This is a genomic window from Pseudomonas sp. Irchel s3a10 (assembly GCF_900187525.1).
GTDB classification, from domain to species: domain Bacteria; phylum Pseudomonadota; class Gammaproteobacteria; order Pseudomonadales; family Pseudomonadaceae; genus Aquipseudomonas; species Aquipseudomonas koreensis_G.
In genome coordinates, this window is sequence record NZ_FYDR01000001.1 from 907,582 (window position 1) to 927,698 (window position 20,117).

The following is a 20,117-nucleotide window of genomic DNA, read 5'->3' on the forward strand; positions in this document are numbered from 1 at the left end:
TATGTCCCTGATAGTTCTACTGCTTCTGCCATTCATTGGCAGCTGTCTGGCAGCGGTGCTGCCACACAACGCGCGTAATACCGAATCCCTGTTGGCAGGTCTGGTCGCTCTGATCGGCACCGTGCAGGTCGCGCTGTTGTACCCGCAAATCGCCCACGGCGGGGTGATCCGCGAAGAATTCATGTGGCTGCCCAGCCTCGGTTTGAACTTCGTCCTGCGCATGGACGGCTTTGCCTGGCTGTTCTCGCTGCTGGTGTTGGGCATCGGCGCGCTGGTCTCTTTATATGCGCGTTATTACATGTCGCCGGACGATCCGGTACCGCGCTTCTTCGCCTTCTTCCTGGCGTTCATGGGCGCCATGCTCGGGCTGGTGATCTCCGGCAACCTGATCCAGATCGTGTTCTTCTGGGAGCTGACCAGCCTCTTCTCGTTCCTGTTGATCGGCTACTGGCACCACCGCTCCGATGCCCGACGTGGCGCCTATATGGCGCTGATGGTCACCGGTGCCGGGGGACTATGCCTGCTGGCGGGGGTCATGATCCTCGGCCATGTCGTCGGCAGCTATGACCTGGACAAGGTCCTGGCCGCCGGCGATCAGATTCGCGCACATGCCCTCTACCCTATCCTGCTTCCCCTCATCCTTATCGGCGCCCTCAGCAAAAGCGCGCAGTTTCCCTTCCATTTCTGGCTGCCGCACGCCATGGCGGCGCCCACCCCGGTTTCGGCTTATTTGCACTCGGCGACCATGGTCAAGGCCGGGGTGTTCCTGCTTGCGCGCCTGTGGCCGTCGCTGTCCGGCAGTGAAGAATGGTTCTACATCGTCAGCGGCGCGGGGGCATGTACGCTTCTGCTCGGCGCGTATTGCGCGATGTTCCAGAACGATCTCAAGGGCCTGCTGGCCTACTCAACCATCAGCCATCTGGGCCTGATCACCCTGCTGCTGGGCCTGAACAGTCCGCTGGCAGCTGTTGCCGCGGTGTTCCACATTCTCAACCACGCGACCTTCAAGGCCTCGCTGTTCATGGCCGCGGGCATTATCGACCACGAAAGCGGAACCCGTGACATCCGCAAACTCAGTGGCCTGATCAAACTGATTCCGTTCACCGCGACATTGGCCATGGTCGCCAGTGCGTCGATGGCTGGCGTGCCGTTGCTCAACGGCTTCCTGTCGAAAGAAATGTTCTTCGCCGAAACCGTGTTCATCAACGCCACCGCGTGGGTCGAAGCAGCGTTGCCGATTGTCGCGACCATCGCCGGTACCTTCAGCGTCGCGTACTCGCTGCGCTTTACCGTCGACGTGTTCTTCGGCCCGACCGCTACCGACCTGCCGCACACCCCGCACGAACCGCCGCGCTGGATGCGTGCGCCGGTCGAGCTGCTGGTGTTCACCTGTCTGGTCGTCGGGATCTTCCCGGCCCAAGTGGTCGGCCCGCTGCTCGCAGCCGCCGCGCTGCCGGTGGTGGGCGGGACCTTGCCGGAATACAGCCTGGCGATCTGGCACGGGTTGAACGCGCCGATGATCATGAGTCTGATCGCCATGTCCGGCGGCATCGTGGTCTATCTGCTGCTGCGCAATCAGCTCAAGCGTGGTCGCTTCAAATATCCGCCGCTGGTGGGCCGCTTCAACGGCAAGCGCCTGTTCGAGCGCAGCCTGGTGCTGATGATGCGCATGGCCCGTCGGGTCGAACGCCGCCTCGGCACCCGCCGCCTGCAAATGCAACTGTTCCTGATGGTTTTGGCGGCAGTGCTCGCCGGCCTGATCCCGATGCTGCACAGCAGCCTGAGCTGGGGCGACCGGCCGAAGATTCCGGGTTCCATCGTGTTCGTCACCCTGTGGCTGCTGGCGATTGCCTGCGCCCTCGGCGCGGCATGGCAGGCCAAGTATCACCGTCTCGCAGCCCTGACCATGGTCAGCGTCTGCGGGCTGATGACCTGTGTGACCTTCGTCTGGTTCTCGGCGCCGGATCTGGCCCTGACGCAATTGGCGGTGGAAGTGGTGACCACGGTGCTGATCCTGCTCGGCCTGCGCTGGCTGCCACGGCGGATCGAAGAAGTCTCGCCACTGCCATCGAGCCTGCGCAAGGCCCGCGTGCGGCGCTTGCGCGACTTGCTCCTGTCGATTGCCGTCGGTGCCGGCATGGCGCTGTTGTCCTACGCGATGCTGACACGGCAGACGCCCAACGACATTTCCTCGTTCTACCTCAGCCGCGCCATGCCCGAGGGCGGTGGCAGCAACGTGGTCAACGTGATGCTGGTGGACTTCCGCGGCTTCGACACCCTCGGTGAAATCACCGTGCTGGTGGCCGTGGCGCTGACCGTGTTCGCCCTGCTGCGCCGCTTCCGCCCGCCGAAAGAAAGCCTGCAGTTGCCGGCCCAGCAACGTCTGCTCGCGCCGGACGTGGTCACCGATCTGGTCAACCCGCGCAGCGCCAGCGACACCGCGCTCGGCTTCATGATGGTGCCGGCGGTGCTGGTGCGCCTGTTGCTGCCGATTGCGCTGGTGGTGTCGTGCTACCTGTTCATGCGCGGCCACAACCAGCCGGGCGGTGGTTTCGTCGCCGGACTGGTGATGTCGGTGGCATTCATCCTGCAATACATGGTCGCCGGGACGCAGTGGGTCGAGGCGCAAATGAGCCTGCGACCGCTGCGCTGGATGGGCACCGGGCTGCTGTTCGCCACCGCCACCGGTCTCGGCGCGATGGCGGTTGGTTATCCGTTCCTGACCACCCACACCTGGCATTTCGCCTTGCCGCTGTTGGGTGAGATCCATATCGCCAGCGCGCTGTTCTTCGATATCGGAGTGTACGCCGTGGTGGTCGGCTCGACGCTGCTGATCCTCACCGCCCTCGCCCACCAATCGGTGCGGGGTCACAAGACCGCGTCGCTGCCCAAGTCCGTCGCCAGCAAAGGAGCCGTCTGATGGAAGAAGTCATCGCAATCGCCATCGGCGTACTCGCCGCCTCCGGGGTCTGGCTGGTGTTGCGGCCACGGACGTTTCAGGTGGTCATGGGCCTGTGCCTGCTGTCCTACGCGGTCAACCTGTTCATCTTCAGCATGGGCAGCCTGTTCATCGGTAAAGAACCGGTGATCAAGGATGGCGTGACCCAGGACTTGCTGCACTACACCGATCCACTGCCGCAGGCACTGGTGCTGACGGCGATCGTCATCAGCTTCGCCATGACCGCGCTGTTCCTGGTGGTGCTGCTGGCGTCGCGGGGCCTGACCGGTACTGACCACGTCGACGGCCGGGAGCCCAAGGAATGATGGCGATGACTCACCTGATCGCCGCACCGATCCTGCTGCCGCTGCTGACCGCCGCGATCATGTTGATGCTCGGCGAGAAGCACCGGCCGTTGAAGGCGAAAATCAACCTGTTCTCCAGCCTCGTCGGCCTGTTCATTTCGGTGATGCTGCTGCAATGGACGCAAACCACTGGTGTACCCGGTTCCATCGGCGTGTACCTGCCGGGCAACTGGCAGGCGCCGTTCGGCATCGTGCTGGTGGTCGATCGCCTGTCGGCCTTGATGCTGGTGCTGACCGGGATCATCGGCGTCAGCGCCCTGCTGTTTGCCATGGCGCGCTGGGACGGCGCGGGATCGAGCTTCCACGCGTTGTTCCAGATTCAGCTGATGGGCCTGTATGGCGCCTTCCTCACCGCCGACCTGTTCAACCTGTTCGTGTTCTTCGAAGTGCTGCTCGCGGCCTCTTATGGTCTGTTGCTGCACGGTTCGGGTCGGGCGCGGGTATCGTCGGGGCTGCATTACATCTCGATCAACCTGCTGGCCTCGTCGCTGTTCCTGATTGGCGCGGCGCTGATCTATGGCGTCACCGGCACTCTGAACATGGCCGATCTGGCGCTGAAGATTCCGCTGGTGCCGGAAGCCGACCGGGGCTTGCTGCACGCCGGCGCGGGGATTCTCGCCGTGGCATTCCTGGCCAAGGCCGGCATGTGGCCGCTGAATTTCTGGCTGGTGCCGGCCTATTCCTCGGCCAGCGCACCGGTGGCGGCGATGTTCGCGATCATGACCAAGGTCGGTGTCTACACCCTGCTGCGTCTGTGGACGCTGCTGTTTTCCGGGCAGGCCGGGGGCTCGGCCTTCTTCGGTGGCGACTGGCTGATCTACGGCGGCATGGCGACCATCGCCTGCGCGGCACTGGCGATTCTGGCCGCGCAACGCCTGGAGCGCATGGCCAGCCTGAGCATTCTGGTGTCGGCCGGGATTCTGCTGTCGGCGGTGGGTTTCGCCCAGCCAAACCTGATCGGCGCGGCGCTGTTCTATCTGGTCAGCTCGACCCTGGCACTGAGTGCGCTGTTCCTGCTGGCGGAGTTGATCGAGCGTTCGCGCTCGGCCAACGAAATCCCGCTGGAGGATGAAAGCGAGTTGCTGCCGCGTCCGCAGGAATCGCTGCAACCGCCCAAAGGCATCAACCTCGATGACGAGCAGAAAGCCGTGGTCGGCCAGGTCATTCCGTGGACCATGGCGTTTCTCGGCCTGAGCTTCATCGCCTGCGCGCTGCTGATCATCGGCATGCCGCCGCTGTCCGGATTCATCGGCAAGCTCAACCTGATCGGTGCGCTGCTTAATCCGTTGGGGCTGGGTACTGAAGCGCCGATCTCGAACGCTGCATGGGCGTTGCTGGCGCTGCTGATCCTGTCCGGGCTGGCCTCGTTGATGGCATTCGCGCGCATGGGCATCCAGCGTTTCTGGACGCCAGAGGAGCGCCCTTCGCCGCTGCTGCGCAAGCTCGAATGCGCACCGATCTTCCTGTTGCTGGGGCTGAGCATCGCGCTGACCTTCAAGGCCGAACCGCTGCTGCGTTACACCGAGGCTACCGCCGACGCGCTGAACAACCCGCAGCAATACGTGATGGCGGTGCTCGGCACCCGCGCCGTGCCCAGCCCTGAAGCCAAAGCGGCGATGCTGGAGGTGCAGCCATGAAGCGCGTGTTTCCGGCTCCATTGCTGTCACTGGCGTTGTGGGTTTTGTGGCTGACGCTGAACCTCTCCGTCAGCCCGGGTAACCTGCTGCTCGGCGCAATCCTCGGCTTCGCCGCACCATTGATGATGCGCAAGCTGCGTCCGAAACAGGTGCGCATTCGCCGCCCGCTGACCATCCTGCGCCTGTTGGTGATGGTCGGTCGTGACGTGATTCTCTCCAACCTGATCGTCGCCTGGGGCGTGCTCAACGCCGGTCGCCGCCCGCCGCGCTCGCGCTTCGTCAAAGTCCCGCTGGACCTGCGCGACGCCAACGGTCTGGCAGCGCTGGCGATGATCTGCACCGTGGTGCCGGGCACCGTGTGGTCGGAGCTGGCGCTGGATCGCAGCATCCTGCTGCTGCACGTCTGGGATCTGGATGACGAGGCGCACTTCATCCACCACTTCAAGACTGCCTACGAGCAGCCGTTGATGGAGATTTTCGAATGAGCCCGCTGCTGTCGAACGCGATTCTACTGACGCTGTTCCTGTTCTCGCTGGCGATGGTTCTGACCCTGATTCGCCTGTTCAAGGGGCCGTCGGCACAGGATCGGGTACTCGCGCTGGATTACCTGTACATCGTCGCCATGCTGATGATGCTGACGCTGGGCATTCGTTATTCCAGTGACACTTACTTCGAGGCAGCGCTGCTGATCGCGCTGTTCGGCTTCGTCGGCTCGTTTGCCCTGGCGAAATTCCTGCTGCGTGGCGAGGTGATCGAATGACTGCTGAATTGTCGCTGTGGGTGGAGATTCCGGTGGCGATCCTGCTGGTGCTCAGCGGGGTGTTTGCGCTGATTGGCGCGACCGGATTGCTGCGCATGAAGGATTACTTCCAGCGCATGCACCCACCGGCGCTGGCCTCGACGCTGGGCGCGTGGTGCGTGGCGCTGGCTTCGATCATCTGTTTTTCGGCACTCAAGTCCGGGCCGGTGATGCATGCCTGGCTGATTCCGATTCTGCTGGCGATCACCGTGCCGGTGACCACGTTGCTGCTCGCGCGGGCAGCGCTGTTCCGCAAGCGCATGGCGGGGGATGATGTGCCGGCTGAGGTGAGTAGTCGCAGGACCGAGAGTGGTAGTTAGTTTCTACATCTAGGGTGTCTGAACTGGCCTCTTCGCGAGCAAGCCCGCTCCCACATTTGGAATGCATTTCCCCTGTGGGAGCGGGCTTGCTCGCGAAGAGGCCGGTACTGCCAACACATGAACCGGGTCAGACCCAGGCCACCGCCAACAACCCCGCCCCCAACACCAGACACAGCGGCGAATACACCCAGGTATCCAGCCGCGCAAACCGCGACCCCTTCACTTCCTTGAAAAACCCCACCAGATTCGAATCGCCGATCGCCCGGGCGAACATCAACAACGCAATCGCGGTGATCACCCATTGCAACGCCTTGTGATGCACCGCCGGCATGCCCCAGCCGACGCGCATGCACACCAGCGCGGCGATCACCAATAATGCCGCCGCCACCAGCAAGGTGATCCAGCCTGACGGTTTGAACGCCGGTCGCACCGTCGCCACCAGTCCTCGCACCGGCACTTGCGGTACCGCCGCCACCGCCGCCCATTGCCCACCCAGCGCCCAATACACGTGTACCAGGGCGATTGCCGCAAATATCGTCACCAGCCATTGAGCCAACACAAAGGTCATGGTCAAGAATCCTTTCGAGGGATTTGAACAAAACATCCTAGTTGGCATTTTTTGAAGTGCACGACCGATCAGCGGTACGGTAAAGTGCCGCCCCATGAAATTCACCCGTTCCGATCGCTCACTGCTGGCCTGGATGCTTTATTGCTGCGTCCTGTTCAACGTGTTCGCCTGCAGCATCGGTCACGGGCAAATGGTCGGGATGCAACTCAACGGCATCGGCGGCCAGTTCTGTACGGTCGACCCGGCCACTCAAGCGCCGCTGACCAGCAATCCCAGCGAAGAACAATTGCCGACCCTGTCCAAGGCGTTCGGCTGCCCGCTGTGCTCGGTCGGCGGCGGCATGGGCCCGGCGTTCAACTCCAGCCTGACCCTCGCGGTTCTGCCCGAGCAACACAGCCCGCCGCTGGCGCCCATCGTCAGTGCCGACCTCCCTGCCCGCTTCACCTGGCCTTCGGCCAATCCTCGCGCCCCACCGCTCGCCTGAGTGTCCTTGCCTTTTTGATTTTTCAGCTCACTGCGCCAACGCGCGGCGTTCGCCTGTGCGCTGATTCCTAGACAAGCATTCAGGATTCAACGATGAAACATATTCCTTTGCTGGCGAGCCTGTGCGGCTGCCTGTCCCTTAACGCCTGGGCGCAATCCACCGTGGATCTGGCGCCGATCACCATCGACGGCGAATCCACCAGCGAACCGGGCCTGAGCCTCGACCAATCCAGCGGTATGGCTTCGCGCCTCGGCTTGAGCGTGCGCGACACGCCGGCCTCGGTGGCCGTCGCCAACCGCAACGACATCGAACGTCACGGCGCACAGAACTTCCAGGATGCCGCCAACACCCTGCCCGGGGTCAATGCCAGCGCACCGCCGGGCTTTGGCGGATTCGTCTCCTATCGCGGTTTCACCAGTAGCCAGATTACCCAGATGTTCAACGGCGTCACCGTCTCCGGCGGCCTCGCCCGGCCAGTGGATTCATGGATCTATGATCGAGTCGAACTGGTGGGCGGCCCGTCGTCGCTGATCAACGGCGCCGGCTCTGTCGGCGGCTCGCTGAACTACGTGACCAAACTGGCGACCCGCGAAGAACAAGCCGCTGAAGGTCGCATCAGCTACGGCAGCTACGACACCACCGAAACCGCGTTCGGCCTCAACCATGCGCTGACCGACCCGAGCGCCGACGCGCAGCACTACGCGCGGCTCGACGTCAGTCACAACACCAGCAACGGCTACATCGACCGTCAGGAACGCGATGCCTGGAGCGTGGCGTTTTCGTTGCTCAGCGACCTCACGCCGGATCTGTCGCACACCCTGGCCCTGGAATATCAGGACGAACACGAAGACAGCCCTTACTGGGGCACGCCGGTGCTCAACCCCAAGGCCGGCGAGTTGAAGATCGACAAACACAACCGCTTCAACAACTACAACGTCGAGGACGGGCGCTACGAACAGCGCACGATCTGGGTGCGCTCAATCATCGATTACCGGATCAACGACAGCACCACTCTGCGCAACACGCTGTATCACCTCGACAGCCAGCGCGATTACCGTAACCTCGAAACCTATCAGTACAACGCCGACAACACGGCAGTAAACCGCTCCACCGCCTATCAAGTGCGGCATCAGGGCGAACAAAACGGCAACCAGTTCGAACTGCGCCACGACAACAGCCTGTTCGGCCTCGACACCACCTGGTCCGGCGGTTTCGAGTACAAGGTCAACCAGACCACCAACTCGCCGCTGAATATCAAAGGCGCGAGCACGGTCGATCCGAACCACTACCGGCCCGGGCACTTCTACGACATTCCCGGCACCAACCCGGCGCTGATCAGCGACAAGACCAACGAGGTCACCACCAAGGCGCTGTTCGTGGAAAATCGCCTCGCACTAACCGACAAACTGGCGCTACTCACCGGCCTACGTTACGACGGTATCGACCTCGACGTGACCAACCATCGCACCGTGACGGCCGCCAATCCCAAGCACCTCAAACGCAGCTGGGAGCCGGTCACCGGGCGCGTCGGTCTGACCTACCAGTTCATCCCGTCGGCCAACGTCTACGTGCAATACAGCACCGCCGCCGAACAACCGAACGGCACGCAGGACTTCGATGTTTCAACCGGCAAGCAATGGGAAATCGGCAGCAAGTTCGACTACCTGGAAGGCCGTGGCTCGGCGACGGTTGCCGCCTACACCATCGAGCGCAAAGACTTTGCTGTGACTGACCCGCTGGACCCGACCACCAGCATTCCGGTAGGTCAGCAAGCCTCGAAAGGCATCGAGATCGCCAGCTCCCTGCGGATCACCGACAAGCTGTTGGCCGAAGGCAACTTCGCCTGGGTCGATGCGCAATACGATGACTTCACCGAAAAGAACACCGCTGGTGTGGTGGTGTCTCGCAAGGGCAATACACCGACCAACGTTCCGGACCGGGTCGGCAATCTATGGCTGACGTATGATTTTTCGCCGCAATGGCAAGGTGGGGTCGATGCGCGGTATGTGGCGTCAGTGTTTGCGGACACGGCCAACACCATGACCGTGCCGTCGTACACGCTGTTCGGCAGCTTCCTCAGCTACAAGGTCGACTCGCACACCACCGTTACCGGGCGAGTGCGTAACCTGACCAACGAGGTGTATGCCGAATTTGCGCATGTATCACCGGCTTACTATCTGGGTACGCCGCGTACCTTTGAATTGGCGGTGCAGACGAAGTTCTGAGTCGACACTTATCCTGTGGCGAGGGAGCTTGTCGAATCGTCGCACCGTCCCGCTCGGCTGCGAAGCAGTCGCCGATTTGGGGCTGCTTCGCAACCAAGCGGGAGCAAGCTCCCTCGCCACAGAAGCCCATCTCATTTCAGATCAGCCGCCACCTTATCCGCCACATCCTTCGGCACCCACGCCTGCCACACCTCCGGATGCGCCTTCATGAACGCCTCAGCCGCCTGGCGTGGTGCGGTGTGTTTCTCACTCATCTCGGCCAACGCCTTGTTCAGCGGCTCGATCGGGAAATCCACCTTGCTGAAGAATTCGGCAATCTGCGGATACTGCTCCTGGAACGGTGTAGACACGCCAATCGACAGTTTCGACGCCAGCGAACGGGTCGGTTTCGGATTGGGGTTATCGGCATCGGTCAGGGTCTTCCACGCCTCGGCATCGAACGGTGGCTCTTCCAGCTGCACCAGTTTGAATTTGCCCAGCAGCGGCGTCGGCGACCAGTAATAGAACAGCACCGGCTTGCCCCGACGGATCGAAGAGCTGATCTCGGCATCCAGCGCCGCACCCGATCCACTGCGGAAGTTGGTGTAATCGTCCTGCAGGCCGTAAGCGGTCAGTTTCTGCTTGTTCACCACTTCCGAGGTCCAGCCAATCGGGCTGTTGAGAAAACGGCCCTTGCTCGGGTTTTCCGGGTCCTTGAACACGTCCTTGTATTTCTTCAGATCACTGACACTGCGCAAGTCCGGCGCCAGCGGTTTGATGCCCTTGGCCGGGTCACCCTTGATCACGTATTCCGGTACCCACCAGCCTTCAGTGGCACCCTTGACCGTATCGCCGAGACTGACGACCTTGCCCTCCGCTTCAGCCTTGACCCACACCGGACTGCGCCCGGCCCACTCTTCGCCAATGACCTGAATGTCATTGTTGGCCAGCGCGGTCTCAAGCGTGATGGTGGTGCCCGGCAGCGTATCGGTCGGCAGGCCATAGCCCTTCTCGACGATGATCCGCAGAACATCGGTGATCAGGCTGCCGCTTTCCCAGTTCAGGTCGGCAAAATGAATCGGTGCCTGTGCCGCCGCTGCCGGCTGCGCGGCCGTCAGCACACCGAACGAAACCACGCTGGCGGCCAATAGCCGTCGAATTCCTTTCATGCTTTGCACCTCGTGCTGTTCACAGCAATAGCAGGATGGCCTGGCAGAAGACCGCAAGCCTCTGAATACTCAGTCAACTGACTGTAGCCGAGGTTCCTGCTTTTTCCGGGGGCCAACCCCGGCGAGGTTATGTTTCAGACTTTTCCTGCAAGCTTTGCAGCTCGCGTCTGACCATGCTGGCGTATTCCGCAGGCCGCAAGGTGTAGATCTGCGCTGCCACCCAGTTCAGCCACGCGCCCTGCAATTCGGCTTTGGCGTTGAACAGGCGCAATGCCTCCTCACGCGCACGGTCGAGGTTCTGCGAATGGAAGTCGGCGCGACTCACACCACCGATCACTCGCTGGCCTTGAACGTGATCAGTTCGCCCTTGCGCCACTTCGCCGCTTTACCGGTAACGGCTTTCAGGGTCTTGGTCAGGCCTTCCTGCAGTTGCTGATGTGCGGCAAACACCGTCACCACGCTGTGGCCTTCCTTAAACAGGATCGCGTGACCGTCCGCTGTATCGACAAACGCGTAATCGCCGAGGCCGTATACCGTCAGTTTGATTTCGCGAAAGCGGATATCCATCTTGCCGCCTTCACGGCTGGGCAGAACGGCCGCGCTGAAATGATCGCCGACCTTGAGCTTGAGCCCCGGTTTGTCATCGACCACCAACGCACTTTCGGTGTCGATCTCGGCCACGTAAATGCCTTCGGCGTTCTGTTCGGTGATGTAAACAAAACGCGACTGGAACAGCTTGACCAGCTTTGCACGCAAATCACCCAACACGAACAAAGCATGCATATCGAGGTTACTGACTGCCAAAGAAACATCCCCACATCTGAAAAAGTACCCGGCGCCAAAACGCGCACGGCAAAAAAACGGCCAGGCCGATGCTCTTACCGAATGACTTCAGTACACCTGAAACAAGCGGAGCGCCCATACATCACAAGTTCGCAAGACTACTGGAAAGTCAGGCGAGAAACTTGCCTCGACGTTCGCCAGGCCTTGAAGGAAAAATCTTCATTGAAGCGCAACGAAGACGGACTACAAACTTTAGGGAAAAAACTGACGAAAAAAAGCCCTTTTCCGACATATCGCCGGTAAAAAATTGCTTTAGATAGGCACCTGTCGCCAGCAGACACTGGCGATTCTAGAGCAGCGATGCTCCTTCCGACTACCCGAACCGGCCCTTAAACGTCGGTCAACTCATGAAAAGGACTTCATATGTGCACTCTGACCCACTTTGCCCAGCCTTCCAACCCAGGTGTCGACACGCCGTTCGTACTGCAAGGCACCCATCTGGCTGAACTTGCGGAGCACGGAGCAGGCAATCACAGACCGCGATTTCAGGTAGTTCCGGCGGGTAACGCGTTCTTTCATATCAAGGAATCTTCCACCGGTCGTGTAAGAGGTTTCCGCGAAGACCACAACGAAGCGTGCGCCCTCGCCCGCTTGCTTGAATCACGGATCGAACTCTTGTCCAACGGCTGCCTCAGATAAAGAGCGAGCGACAGCGCCATTCCGGCACACGCAAGAAGGAGTACACGATGGAACTGCCTGCATATGATCTGAAAACCCTGTTCGACCAACTGGGCCTGCCGTCGGAAAACGGGGCAATCGACGATTTCATCGAAGCGCATCCGCTGGACGCCAAAACCAAGTTGATCGATGCCGACTTCTGGACGCCACAACAGGCGCAACTTCTGAAGGAGTGGCTGCGCGCCGACGGCGAAGAAGCGGTGATGGTCGATGAATTGAACGTACGCCTGCACGACGGACGTTAATAAATGTCAGTGCAGGCTGTCGCCAGGCTCGGCCATCAGTTGCGCGAGCCAGGCAGCCTTGCACTCCTCCGCCTCATCGCGACTGGCGAACGCGGTGCCACGCCGCTCACCGTTGAGCAACACCACCCAGCACACGCTCCGGCCCATTGCGCGCAATCCGGCGGGCACACCACTGCCAATCATCACCGCGACATCGACTCTGCACATACTGACCTCTCGATTTCATTAGCTACCTAACTAATAGCCATGTTAATGACTTCGTCGCGGAGGAAACAGCAACCCACGTGCACAGATTCATTGCGCGAGCGGTAACAATCGATCAGCGCGGATTCTCTGGTTTATAACCCAGGCGCAAACCGCCCCAATGCCGGCCCTTGACCATGATCGGCACCGACAAGTCGTGCATCAGCTCGCCGGTGTCGCGGGTGTAGGTCTGCAGCAACACCGCCTGTTGATGGCTGCCGCAGCGAATCCCGGTGCGGTCGGCGAACTTGCGTTTGGTGCGGTTACCCACCGCGTCCACCTGCTGGTCACCGGTCAACGGCTGACTGAACGCCAGGTTGTGCGTCGGCACATAACCCTGCTGCGTGCAGGTGATGGCGAAGACCAACCCCTCATGGCGCGGCAGCAGGGGCTCCTGAATCGCCGGCAATACCTGATCGGTGTAGCGGTCGAAACGGGTCTGAAACTTCGCCGGTTGCGTTCCGGGAATCGGTTGATATTGACGGTCGAACAAATCTTCAAGGCTGATCCGCCCCTGCTCGACATCCGCCTCGAACCGCGCCGCAATCTGACTCGCGCCCTCACGCGCCAGGTCATAGACGCGCTGGTGATAGTCATCCAGACCGACTTCGGCCAGACGCTCGCTGATGGTTTCCGCCTGCCCTTCCATCTGCACAGCGGCCTCGGCCAGACGGCGGGTCTGCTGATCGCTGATCGCCAGATCACTGCGCATCTGCTCGATGGCCTTGAACAGGCTGTCGAGTTGCTCGCGATTGGTTTCCGCACCACGGGCGATTTCGCCGACCTGAGTTTCTACGCCCGCCGCCAGCCGCGCGATGTTTTCCAGATGCTGGCCAGTGTTTTCAACTTGTTCGACACCGATCTGCAGATCGCTGGACAGCTCGCGGATCTGCTCCACCACTTGCGCCGTGCGCTGCTGAATATCGGCAACCATCTCGCCGACCTCGCCGGTCGCCGAGGCCGTGCGGGCTGCCAGACCACGCACCTCATCCGCCACCACCGCAAAACCACGGCCATGCTCGCCAGCCCGCGCCGCCTCAATCGCGGCGTTGAGGGCCAGCAGATTGGTCTGGCTGGCGATGGACTGAATCACCAGCGTCACCCGTTGAATGTCGTCGCTGCGTAGGCTCAGAGCTTCGATCAGCTCACGGCTGGCGTTGGCGCGTTGACTGAGTTGATGCATGCGTGCAATCGAATCCACCAGCTCGGTGCGCCCCGCCGCGCTGCTGTGATGCGCCTCGCTGGCGGCGTCCAGCGCTTCACGACTGAGCTGCGAAGTGGCGTGCTCGGTGGCGATCATCACTTCGGCGTTGCTGACAATCTGCGCCGCCGCGTCGAGTTGCGATTCGAGTTTGCTCGCCAGTTGCTTGACGGAAAACGCCACACCGGCAGCTGACAGTGCGTTATGACTGGTGGTGTAGGAAAGATCGCGGGTGAGTTCGGAAATCGCGCTGCCGGCATCGACAGGCGCAGCATCAGGGGTGGCCCGCGAGCGCAGGCGCGGCAGCCAGACAATCAGCACCGCCAGCGGCATGCCGATGTACAGCGACCATCCACCCAGCGTCATGCCGGCGAGCAACAGCATCAGGGCGATGCTTTGCAGGGTCGGAGCGATCCAGCGGTTTTTCGGCAACAGCACTGGTGCGGGCAAAGCCCCAACCAGAGATCCATCTCTCGTCATATTCAACACCCCACGCTTGTTCTCATTGTTGTGACTGCATTAAACGCCACTAGAACGCCACTAGAACGCCATTATCCATGGTCCGTTAGTCGTGGAGTCTGCAGCAGGTCAATGGAACGACGCGCAAAATATCGCAGACGAGCAAAAGCAAAGATCGCAGCCCGTCAGCTCGTGTAGGAGCTGCCGAAGGCTGCGATCTTTTGCAGGCGCCCCCGATTCAGGGGGCAGCCATGGAATCAGGCCTGACGCTGGTGCTTGTCGATCTGCTCGTGACGCTCTTGAGCTTCGATGCAGTACTTGGTGGTCGGGCTGATCAGCAGGCGTTTCAGGCCGATGGCCTCGCCGCTGTCGTCGCACCAGCCAAAACTGTCTTCCTTGATGCGCTCAAGGGCTTGTTCCAGTTGCGGCAGCATGCGCTGGTCGCGATCGATCGCGTTCACCAGCCAGGTGCGCTCTTCTTCAACCGAAGCCGCGTCCGCCGGGTCGGCCGGAGTGTCCAGGCTTTCGATGGCGATACGGTTTTGCTCAATGCGCTCGTGGGTTTCGACTTTCATGTTCTGCAACAGCTCAGTGAAGAAAGCGTGTTGCTCGGCATTCATGTAGTCATCTGCCGGCATGGCCAGCAACTTGTCCTTTGTCATTGATATCTCTATAAAAAAACGTGCATTAAGGCGAAATAGGGAGCGTTCCGGCGAACCGTGTCCGGTCGACGAAAAGGCATCGTTTATTGCAAACGCCACCCGGCACTCAATTTACGAAGGGGCGGCAGTCTAAGGCCCGTTTGAGGCCTCAGCAACTGTAAATACCGGGAATTTGTCCGACAACAGCCGTAAACAGCTCTGACACAGGCTTCATGGCGGTCATCGGAGTGCGTTTATAGCAAGAAATTCAGTCGAGCGGCTGTATATAGAAGACAAACGGCTAACCGCTGGTGCCTCATCGCGAATTTTTCTTCTCCCGGTGCATCGTTTCAGCCAAGCAGAACCCCAAAAGCCCTCCTAACATCAGGCACATCCCAGCACTTTGTGTGATTTGATCAGCCTGAAGGAAGACTTATGCCCCGCCCCGATCTGCCGGCCAACGACGAGCGCCCCCTCGCCAGCCCCCCGATCAATGCCGAGCGTCTGCTGCAACTGATCACCGACGAATACGACACCCTGCCGCGCCAACTCAAGCGCATCGCCAGCTACATGAGCCAGCAAAGCGACCGGATCATGGTCGACCGCATCAGCGACATCGCCCGGGAATGCGAGGTGCATCCGTCCGCCATCGTGCGTTTCTCGCAGCGCTTCGGCTTCAGTGGCTTCAGCGAAATGCAGGCGCTGTTCCGCGCCGCCTACACCCACAAAGCCTCGCCGGTGCACAACTATCAGCAACGCATGCGCAGCATGATCGCCAACCAGTCGCAACAAGCCAGCGACGGCGACCTCGCCCGCGAATGCATCGACGCCACCCGCTCCGGCATCGAACGCCTGGGCCGTGAACTCGACGACGTTGCCTTCGAAAAAGCCGTCGACCTGATCGTCAACGCCGACAACATCTATGTCGTCGGCGTACGCCGCTCCTTCGCCGTCGCCGACTACCTCGTTTACAACTTGCAACACACTCACAAGCGGATTCACCTGGTTTCCGGGCTGGGCGGCAGTTATCGCGAACAGATGCGCAGCGTGCGTAGCGGTGATTTGGTCATCGCGATCAGCTTCACCCCCTACGCTAAGGAAACCCAACACTGCCTGCGCTACGCCCGCCAGCAACAGGCCAACACCCTGATCCTCACCGACAGCCACCTCTCGCCTTTGGCCAAAAACGCCAACAGCCTGCTGCTGGTGAATGAGGGCAGCGCACTGGCGTTTCGTTCGCTGAGTGCGACCTTGTGTTTGTGTCAGGCGTTATTTGTGGCGGTGGCGTATCGGCTGGAATTGAATGTGGACGAGATTCACGAACAAGCCGGTTTTGACGACTGACATTTACCTCAGGCTCGGCTAGGTTATGCCTTCCCCACCGGTTCGACTTGAAGGAACGCGTCATGAAACTGATCGGCATGCTGGACTCCCCTTACGTGCGCCGCGTGGCGATCTCCGCCAAACGCCTCGGCATCGACCTCGAACATGAGTCAGTCTCGGTGTTCCGCCACTTCGAGCAATTCCAGCAGATCAACCCGGTGGTCAAGGCGCCCACGCTGATCCTCGATGACGGCGTTGTTCTGATGGACTCCACCCTCATCCTCGACTACCTCGAAGCCGCCAGCGACAAAAGCCTGCTGCCGAGCGACCTCAAACAACGCGCCCACGCTCTGCGCCTGATCGGCCTCAGCCTCGCCGCCTGCGAATAAGCCGTGCAGCTCTATTACGAACGCAACCTGCGCCCGGCCGACATTCAATACCAACCGTGGGTCGAACGCGTCGAAGGCCAACTCGCCGCCGCCTTCACCGCCCTCGAACAGGAACTGGAAAAAACCGGCCTGCCCACCGACGGCACCCTCACCCAGGCCGGCATCAGCCTCGCCGTCGCCTGGAGCTTCACCGACCTCGTCGTCCCCGACCAGATCGACACCCGCCGCTACCCGCACATCGCCCAATACACCGCGTACGCCGAAACCCTCGAAGCGTTCGTCAGCACCCCGATGACCTGACCATGAGCACCACCGACACCGCCGCCCCGGCGTTAAAGGAAATCTTCAACGCCGAACGCCTGCAACACATCGCCAGCGAAATGAGCGCCGTGTACCCGGCGTTCAAGGCCAAGGCGTTTCTCAAGCACGCCAACCAAGGGCTGGCGGAATTGTCGGTGATGCAACGCATGGCCCGCGTCAGCGAAAGCCTGCACGCCGTGCTGCCACTGGACTACGAAGATTCCCTCGAAGTCCTGCGCCAACTCGCCCCCCGCCTCAACAGCGGATTCGTCAGCATGTGCCTGCCGCACTACGTCGCCAGCTACGGCAGCCACGCCTTCGATACCTCCATGCAAGCGCTGAAATACTTCACCACCTTCGGCTCCTCCGAATTCGCCATCCGCCACTTCCTGCGCAGCGACCTCGAACGCTCGCTGGAACTCATGCACGACTGGACCCAAGACCAAAACCACCACGTCCGCCGCCTCGCCAGCGAAGGCACCCGCCCCCGCCTGCCCTGGTCATTCCGCCTGGAAGCCGTGCAAGCCAACCCGCAACTGACCGCCGGAATCCTTGATCGGTTGAAAGCCGACGAAAGCCTGTACGTGCGCAAATCCGTGGCGAACCATCTGAATGACGTGACCAAAGAGCATCCTGAATGGGTGCTGGACACGATTGAAGGCTGGTCGCTGGAGAACAAACACACGGCGTGGATTGCCAAGCATGCGTTGCGCAGTTTGATCAAACAGGGCGATCTGCGCGCGCTGACGGTGATTGGCGCGGGGGCCAAGGCTGAGGTTGAGTTGCTGGATGTGCGGGTTGAGCCAGCGGTGGTGAGGTTGGGTGAGGCGATTACGTTGTCGTTTACGGTGAAGTCGACGGTGGCGCATGAACAGCGGTTGGTGATTGATTATGCGATTGACTATGTGAAGGCGAATGGCGGGGTGTCGGGGAAGGTTTTCAAGTTGAAGACGGTGGAGTTGGCGGGATTTGGGGAAGTGGTTGTGGGGAGGCGGCAGGTGATTAGGGATTTTACGACGCGGAAGCATTTTGTGGGGCGGCATGGGGTTAGGGTTTTGGTTAATGGGGAGGTTTTGGGGGGTGGTGCGTTTGAGATTGTTGCTGATTGATACCGGTAATAGATTCCGTTGATCTGGCGGGACTCGGACTGATAGGGAATTACGGATGGGGCTGCTTTCGGCCAAGAGCCGCCCTTGGAAAATGGCATGAAAGCCAGTAGGAGCCATTCCAGGCCTGGTAAAAATCAGTTGTAAATTTGCTGTTGTCATCACATCAGATTCCGGCACCGAACAGGTCGCTCACCAATATAGAAGACGCTATATCGCAATATTTTCTAAGCGCAAGCAAGCAGGAATTCTTATATTGGCTAAAGTGATACAAACTCAGATCTGCAAAAAAAATGCGGATTCATACTGAATCCAAAATACAATTTTTTACACCGCATATTTTCGACGGAGATGAAAATGGGCAAATTATTTTTTGAAACCAGAGGGAAAGGGCAAGCACTTTCGGCTGAGGCGATGCTTGGGCAATTACATGAGGCGTTTGTCGAGGCAGGAAAATCAGACAACACTCCTGTAGACATAAAGATTGTTATTACAGGAAGCAAGGAAATAACACTAAATTTCAACATTAAGGAAGTAGACGAATTGATATCAATCTTGGAGCTAGGAAAAGATTAAAATGCTATGTTCACATCATGACGTTGAGAGATGTATTAATGTAGAGTCAGCAATTGTAAAAGCAAAATCATTCCTTGAAAAAAAAGGATTTTCAATTAACTCAATAAGTCTTGGCGACGGCATTGCGACAACTCACCTAGAAATATTGAGCAAGGATGGTTATCGCACGAATGGGTGTGGAAAAGGAATCTTCAGGCAATCCATGGCTTCGGCCATTTTTGAAGCTCTGGAGCATGCATACACCCAATCCTACAATGAAGAGGACGACCGCAGTCCTAAAATTGTAGATCTAAACGGAACAGATAAATATCTATCCGAGGGGGCGCCATACTTAGAAAAAATTGTTAGAAACGATGAGTTGTATTTCTCCAGACTCCCATTTGTGAACATTTCAAATCTTGAGAAAATAGATTACCCCGCATTCCTCATCCATCCTCGTTATAAAGCAACTCATGCTGAGGAGCTGGCTTCTATCAATAATTACAGTTTGATGAGGTACAGCTCAAACTCCGGATCTGCTGCGGGCGTGAACATCAACGAGGCGACGCTGCATGGAATTCTAGAGTTGATAGAGCGAGACGCTATTGGCGTAGCGTTGCTTAAGTCAATCTTCAAATCTCCCCCTGAGCCGGTTAAATTAGTTCGACTATGGACTCTGCCGGAAAGCATTCAACGGATACTACATACTATTAGCAGACAAGAAAACGTCAAAATTGAGATCTTCGATATAGCCACTGATGACAGCGTGCCATCTTTTATGTCCTTCATCGAAGCAGTCTCCACCGGAGAAAGATTTTTCGGATCTGGAACATCCACTAGCTCAGAATATGCGATTGAAAGATCCATACTGGAGTCTTTGCAGTATCTTCATATTTCCAGGCATATCGGCAGGCCCGCGCCGAGACGCCGAAAACCTTCGATTGTTACTGGAATAAAATATATTTCTGCTTATTTGGAGGGCGGAGTTTTTCAATATAGAGGAGGAACAAAATTAATTGATTTTACGGCGGTCAGCGACGACTCCACCACCCTAGATTCGAAAATCAAAAATATTATCAGTCGATTCAAAACAAAAGGAGCAGATTTTTACAGGAGAGTGATAGTTGACGACGAGGTGGCTGTTGTTCAGATTGTAGCGCCAAAGTTAGAACGGTTTCATTTAGTTGCACGAGGGGTCATAGTGCTTCCGGGGCATCGAGGTTATCAAATCCTAGCGAAAAATTAATGTTGTTACTCATTCTCTCCATGTCGATCATGCCTATTCCACGCGCTGCTGCCTTCCCTTTCAAGACTCTCTGGATGATCTATCCTTGCCCCGTGACCGACCGATTTGGGTCGATGTCAGCCCTTCGTGGCAGGTAGCACCCGGCGAGCAGCGTGCACTTAGACCTTCTCTGGATTTACTTGGTTGTGTAGATAACGCCGCGCCCGCGAGTATGCTGGTCAATTTACCCATCGATTCAGGGAATGAGCCGCAATGTCGCTTTCAAACGAATACGAGACATACGATACCGATGCTTTTTTGTTGAGCATGGCTTTGGCCCAGGGGAGACGAACGCTCGCCATTTGCCTACCTAATCCACCAGTAGGCTGCACAATCGTGCAACGGCTTGCAGCCGTATCGAGTGG

Annotated in this window: 21 protein-coding genes and 1 pseudogene; 15 read left to right on the forward strand and 7 right to left on the reverse strand. The window is 59.1% G+C overall.

Annotated elements, in window-relative coordinates; genetic code table 11:
• Position 1 precedes the first annotated feature (1 nt).
• From CKW11_RS03945 to CKW11_RS03970, 6 genes are read left to right on the forward strand one after another with little or no spacing between them, the layout of a single operon-like run.
• The gene (locus CKW11_RS03945; RefSeq protein ID WP_095136487.1) at positions 2-2,920 is read left to right on the forward strand and encodes a monovalent cation/H+ antiporter subunit A; all 2,919 of its coding nucleotides are present in this window, start codon (positions 2-4) and stop codon (positions 2,918-2,920) included.
• Positions 2,920-3,264, forward strand: coding sequence for a Na+/H+ antiporter subunit C (locus tag CKW11_RS03950; RefSeq protein WP_003225953.1), 345 nt, complete (start codon positions 2,920-2,922; stop codon positions 3,262-3,264). The genes CKW11_RS03945 and CKW11_RS03950 overlap by 1 nt, the downstream gene beginning before the upstream one ends.
• A complete protein-coding gene (locus CKW11_RS03955; RefSeq protein ID WP_095136488.1) occupies positions 3,261-4,940 on the forward strand; it encodes a monovalent cation/H+ antiporter subunit D in 1,680 nt (559 codons plus the stop codon). The genes CKW11_RS03950 and CKW11_RS03955 overlap by 4 nt, the downstream gene beginning before the upstream one ends.
• Positions 4,937-5,425 (forward strand): Na+/H+ antiporter subunit E, encoded by a 489-nt coding sequence (locus CKW11_RS03960; RefSeq protein ID WP_095136489.1) that lies wholly within the window; start codon positions 4,937-4,939, stop codon positions 5,423-5,425. The genes CKW11_RS03955 and CKW11_RS03960 overlap by 4 nt, the downstream gene beginning before the upstream one ends.
• On the forward strand, positions 5,422-5,700 hold the full coding sequence (locus CKW11_RS03965; RefSeq protein ID WP_003225959.1) for a K+/H+ antiporter subunit F: 279 nt from the start codon (positions 5,422-5,424) through the stop codon (positions 5,698-5,700). The genes CKW11_RS03960 and CKW11_RS03965 overlap by 4 nt, the downstream gene beginning before the upstream one ends.
• Positions 5,697-6,059 carry a Na+/H+ antiporter subunit G gene (locus CKW11_RS03970; protein WP_095136490.1) on the forward strand — a complete coding sequence of 121 codons (363 nt, stop codon included), beginning with the start codon at positions 5,697-5,699 and terminating at the stop codon, positions 6,057-6,059. Before CKW11_RS03965 ends, CKW11_RS03970 begins: the two co-directional genes overlap by 4 nt.
• 127 nt (positions 6,060-6,186) lie before the next feature.
• Here the strand turns inward: CKW11_RS03970 and CKW11_RS03975 are convergent, their stop codons facing one another.
• Complete coding sequence (locus CKW11_RS03975) at positions 6,187-6,627, reverse strand: DUF3995 domain-containing protein (protein ID WP_095136491.1); 441 nt, start codon at positions 6,625-6,627, stop codon at positions 6,187-6,189.
• Between the two features lie 94 nt (positions 6,628-6,721).
• On the opposite strand from CKW11_RS03975, the gene CKW11_RS03980 reads away from it, so the two are divergent.
• Both CKW11_RS03980 and CKW11_RS03985 read left to right on the forward strand, forming a co-directional pair.
• A complete protein-coding gene (locus tag CKW11_RS03980; RefSeq protein ID WP_047598254.1) occupies positions 6,722-7,111 on the forward strand; it encodes a DUF2946 domain-containing protein in 390 nt (129 codons plus the stop codon).
• A 92-nt stretch (positions 7,112-7,203) separates the two neighbouring features.
• Positions 7,204-9,336, forward strand: a complete 2,133-nt coding sequence (locus tag CKW11_RS03985) for a TonB-dependent siderophore receptor (protein ID WP_095136492.1) — start codon at positions 7,204-7,206, stop codon at positions 9,334-9,336.
• 131 nt (positions 9,337-9,467) lie between these two features.
• Here the strand turns inward: CKW11_RS03985 and CKW11_RS03990 are convergent, their stop codons facing one another.
• The 3 genes from CKW11_RS03990 to CKW11_RS04000 form a co-directional block, all read right to left on the reverse strand.
• Positions 9,468-10,484 (reverse strand): ABC transporter substrate-binding protein, encoded by a 1,017-nt coding sequence (locus tag CKW11_RS03990; protein ID WP_095136493.1) that lies wholly within the window; start codon positions 10,482-10,484, stop codon positions 9,468-9,470.
• Between the two features lie 127 nt (positions 10,485-10,611).
• Positions 10,612-10,809 carry a hypothetical protein gene (locus tag CKW11_RS03995; RefSeq protein ID WP_027612962.1) on the reverse strand — a complete coding sequence of 66 codons (198 nt, stop codon included), beginning with the start codon at positions 10,807-10,809 and terminating at the stop codon, positions 10,612-10,614.
• A gap of 8 nt (positions 10,810-10,817) precedes the next feature.
• A complete protein-coding gene (locus tag CKW11_RS04000; RefSeq protein ID WP_007966910.1) occupies positions 10,818-11,288 on the reverse strand; it encodes a hypothetical protein in 471 nt (156 codons plus the stop codon).
• 402 nt (positions 11,289-11,690) lie between these two features.
• On the opposite strand from CKW11_RS04000, the gene CKW11_RS28760 reads away from it, so the two are divergent.
• Positions 11,691-11,966 carry a hypothetical protein gene (locus CKW11_RS28760; protein ID WP_095136494.1) on the forward strand — a complete coding sequence of 92 codons (276 nt, stop codon included), beginning with the start codon at positions 11,691-11,693 and terminating at the stop codon, positions 11,964-11,966.
• Between the two features lie 47 nt (positions 11,967-12,013).
• Positions 12,014-12,250: a DUF2789 family protein gene (locus CKW11_RS04010; RefSeq protein ID WP_095136495.1), complete on the forward strand. Its 237-nt coding sequence runs from the start codon at positions 12,014-12,016 to the stop codon at positions 12,248-12,250.
• Between the two features lie 6 nt (positions 12,251-12,256).
• On the opposite strand, the gene CKW11_RS04015 is transcribed toward CKW11_RS04010, so the two are convergent.
• From CKW11_RS04015 to CKW11_RS04025, 3 genes are all read right to left on the reverse strand, one after another.
• Positions 12,257-12,457, reverse strand: a complete 201-nt coding sequence (locus CKW11_RS04015; RefSeq protein ID WP_003225978.1) for a hypothetical protein — start codon at positions 12,455-12,457, stop codon at positions 12,257-12,259.
• Between the two features lie 112 nt (positions 12,458-12,569).
• Positions 12,570-14,174, reverse strand: a complete 1,605-nt coding sequence (locus CKW11_RS04020; protein WP_095136496.1) for a methyl-accepting chemotaxis protein — start codon at positions 14,172-14,174, stop codon at positions 12,570-12,572.
• A 236-nt stretch (positions 14,175-14,410) separates the two neighbouring features.
• Positions 14,411-14,815: a TraR/DksA family transcriptional regulator gene (locus tag CKW11_RS04025; protein WP_003225981.1), complete on the reverse strand. Its 405-nt coding sequence runs from the start codon at positions 14,813-14,815 to the stop codon at positions 14,411-14,413.
• 414 nt (positions 14,816-15,229) lie between these two features.
• Between CKW11_RS04025 and CKW11_RS04030 the strand changes: the two genes are divergently transcribed.
• From CKW11_RS04030 to CKW11_RS04050, 5 genes and pseudogenes are all read left to right on the forward strand, one after another.
• Positions 15,230-16,138 (forward strand): MurR/RpiR family transcriptional regulator, encoded by a 909-nt coding sequence (locus tag CKW11_RS04030; RefSeq protein WP_095136497.1) that lies wholly within the window; start codon positions 15,230-15,232, stop codon positions 16,136-16,138.
• Positions 16,139-16,200: 62 nt separating this feature from the next.
• A pseudogene (locus CKW11_RS04035) lies at positions 16,201-16,806 on the forward strand (glutathione S-transferase).
• Between the two features lie 2 nt (positions 16,807-16,808).
• Positions 16,809-17,915: a DNA alkylation repair protein gene (locus tag CKW11_RS04040; protein ID WP_095136498.1), complete on the forward strand. Its 1,107-nt coding sequence runs from the start codon at positions 16,809-16,811 to the stop codon at positions 17,913-17,915.
• Positions 17,916-18,269: 354 nt separating this feature from the next.
• Positions 18,270-18,488, forward strand: a complete 219-nt coding sequence (locus tag CKW11_RS04045) for a hypothetical protein (protein ID WP_095136499.1) — start codon at positions 18,270-18,272, stop codon at positions 18,486-18,488.
• A gap of 1 nt (position 18,489) precedes the next feature.
• The gene (locus tag CKW11_RS04050) at positions 18,490-19,713 is read left to right on the forward strand and encodes a YcaO-like family protein (protein ID WP_095136500.1); all 1,224 of its coding nucleotides are present in this window, start codon (positions 18,490-18,492) and stop codon (positions 19,711-19,713) included.
• The last annotated feature ends 404 nt before the right edge of the window (positions 19,714-20,117 follow it).

What these genes read in the sequence shown, in the direction of transcription:
- CKW11_RS03965 (WP_003225959.1), top strand. Translation starts at nt 5,422, where the DNA reads ATGAGCCCGCTGCTGTCGAACGCGATTCTACTGACGCTGTTCCTGTTC.
- CKW11_RS03950 (WP_003225953.1), top strand. Translation starts at nt 2,920, where the DNA reads ATGGAAGAAGTCATCGCAATCGCCATCGGCGTACTCGCCGCCTCCGGG.
- CKW11_RS03980 (WP_047598254.1), top strand. Translation starts at nt 6,722, where the DNA reads ATGAAATTCACCCGTTCCGATCGCTCACTGCTGGCCTGGATGCTTTAT.
- CKW11_RS03985 (WP_095136492.1), top strand. Translation starts at nt 7,204, where the DNA reads ATGAAACATATTCCTTTGCTGGCGAGCCTGTGCGGCTGCCTGTCCCTT.
- CKW11_RS03945 (WP_095136487.1), top strand. Translation starts at nt 2, where the DNA reads ATGTCCCTGATAGTTCTACTGCTTCTGCCATTCATTGGCAGCTGTCTG.
- CKW11_RS03990 (WP_095136493.1), bottom strand. Translation starts at nt 10,484, where the DNA reads ATGAAAGGAATTCGACGGCTATTGGCCGCCAGCGTGGTTTCGTTCGGT.
- CKW11_RS04010 (WP_095136495.1), top strand. Translation starts at nt 12,014, where the DNA reads ATGGAACTGCCTGCATATGATCTGAAAACCCTGTTCGACCAACTGGGC.
- CKW11_RS28760 (WP_095136494.1), top strand. Translation starts at nt 11,691, where the DNA reads ATGTGCACTCTGACCCACTTTGCCCAGCCTTCCAACCCAGGTGTCGAC.
- CKW11_RS03975 (WP_095136491.1), bottom strand. Translation starts at nt 6,627, where the DNA reads ATGACCTTTGTGTTGGCTCAATGGCTGGTGACGATATTTGCGGCAATC.
- CKW11_RS04050 (WP_095136500.1), top strand. Translation starts at nt 18,490, where the DNA reads ATGCTATGTTCACATCATGACGTTGAGAGATGTATTAATGTAGAGTCA.
- CKW11_RS03955 (WP_095136488.1), top strand. Translation starts at nt 3,261, where the DNA reads ATGATGGCGATGACTCACCTGATCGCCGCACCGATCCTGCTGCCGCTG.
- CKW11_RS03970 (WP_095136490.1), top strand. Translation starts at nt 5,697, where the DNA reads ATGACTGCTGAATTGTCGCTGTGGGTGGAGATTCCGGTGGCGATCCTG.
- CKW11_RS04040 (WP_095136498.1), top strand. Translation starts at nt 16,809, where the DNA reads ATGAGCACCACCGACACCGCCGCCCCGGCGTTAAAGGAAATCTTCAAC.
- CKW11_RS04020 (WP_095136496.1), bottom strand. Translation starts at nt 14,174, where the DNA reads ATGACGAGAGATGGATCTCTGGTTGGGGCTTTGCCCGCACCAGTGCTG.
- CKW11_RS04025 (WP_003225981.1), bottom strand. Translation starts at nt 14,815, where the DNA reads ATGACAAAGGACAAGTTGCTGGCCATGCCGGCAGATGACTACATGAAT.
- CKW11_RS04030 (WP_095136497.1), top strand. Translation starts at nt 15,230, where the DNA reads ATGCCCCGCCCCGATCTGCCGGCCAACGACGAGCGCCCCCTCGCCAGC.
- CKW11_RS03960 (WP_095136489.1), top strand. Translation starts at nt 4,937, where the DNA reads ATGAAGCGCGTGTTTCCGGCTCCATTGCTGTCACTGGCGTTGTGGGTT.
- CKW11_RS04015 (WP_003225978.1), bottom strand. Translation starts at nt 12,457, where the DNA reads ATGTGCAGAGTCGATGTCGCGGTGATGATTGGCAGTGGTGTGCCCGCC.
- CKW11_RS04045 (WP_095136499.1), top strand. Translation starts at nt 18,270, where the DNA reads ATGGGCAAATTATTTTTTGAAACCAGAGGGAAAGGGCAAGCACTTTCG.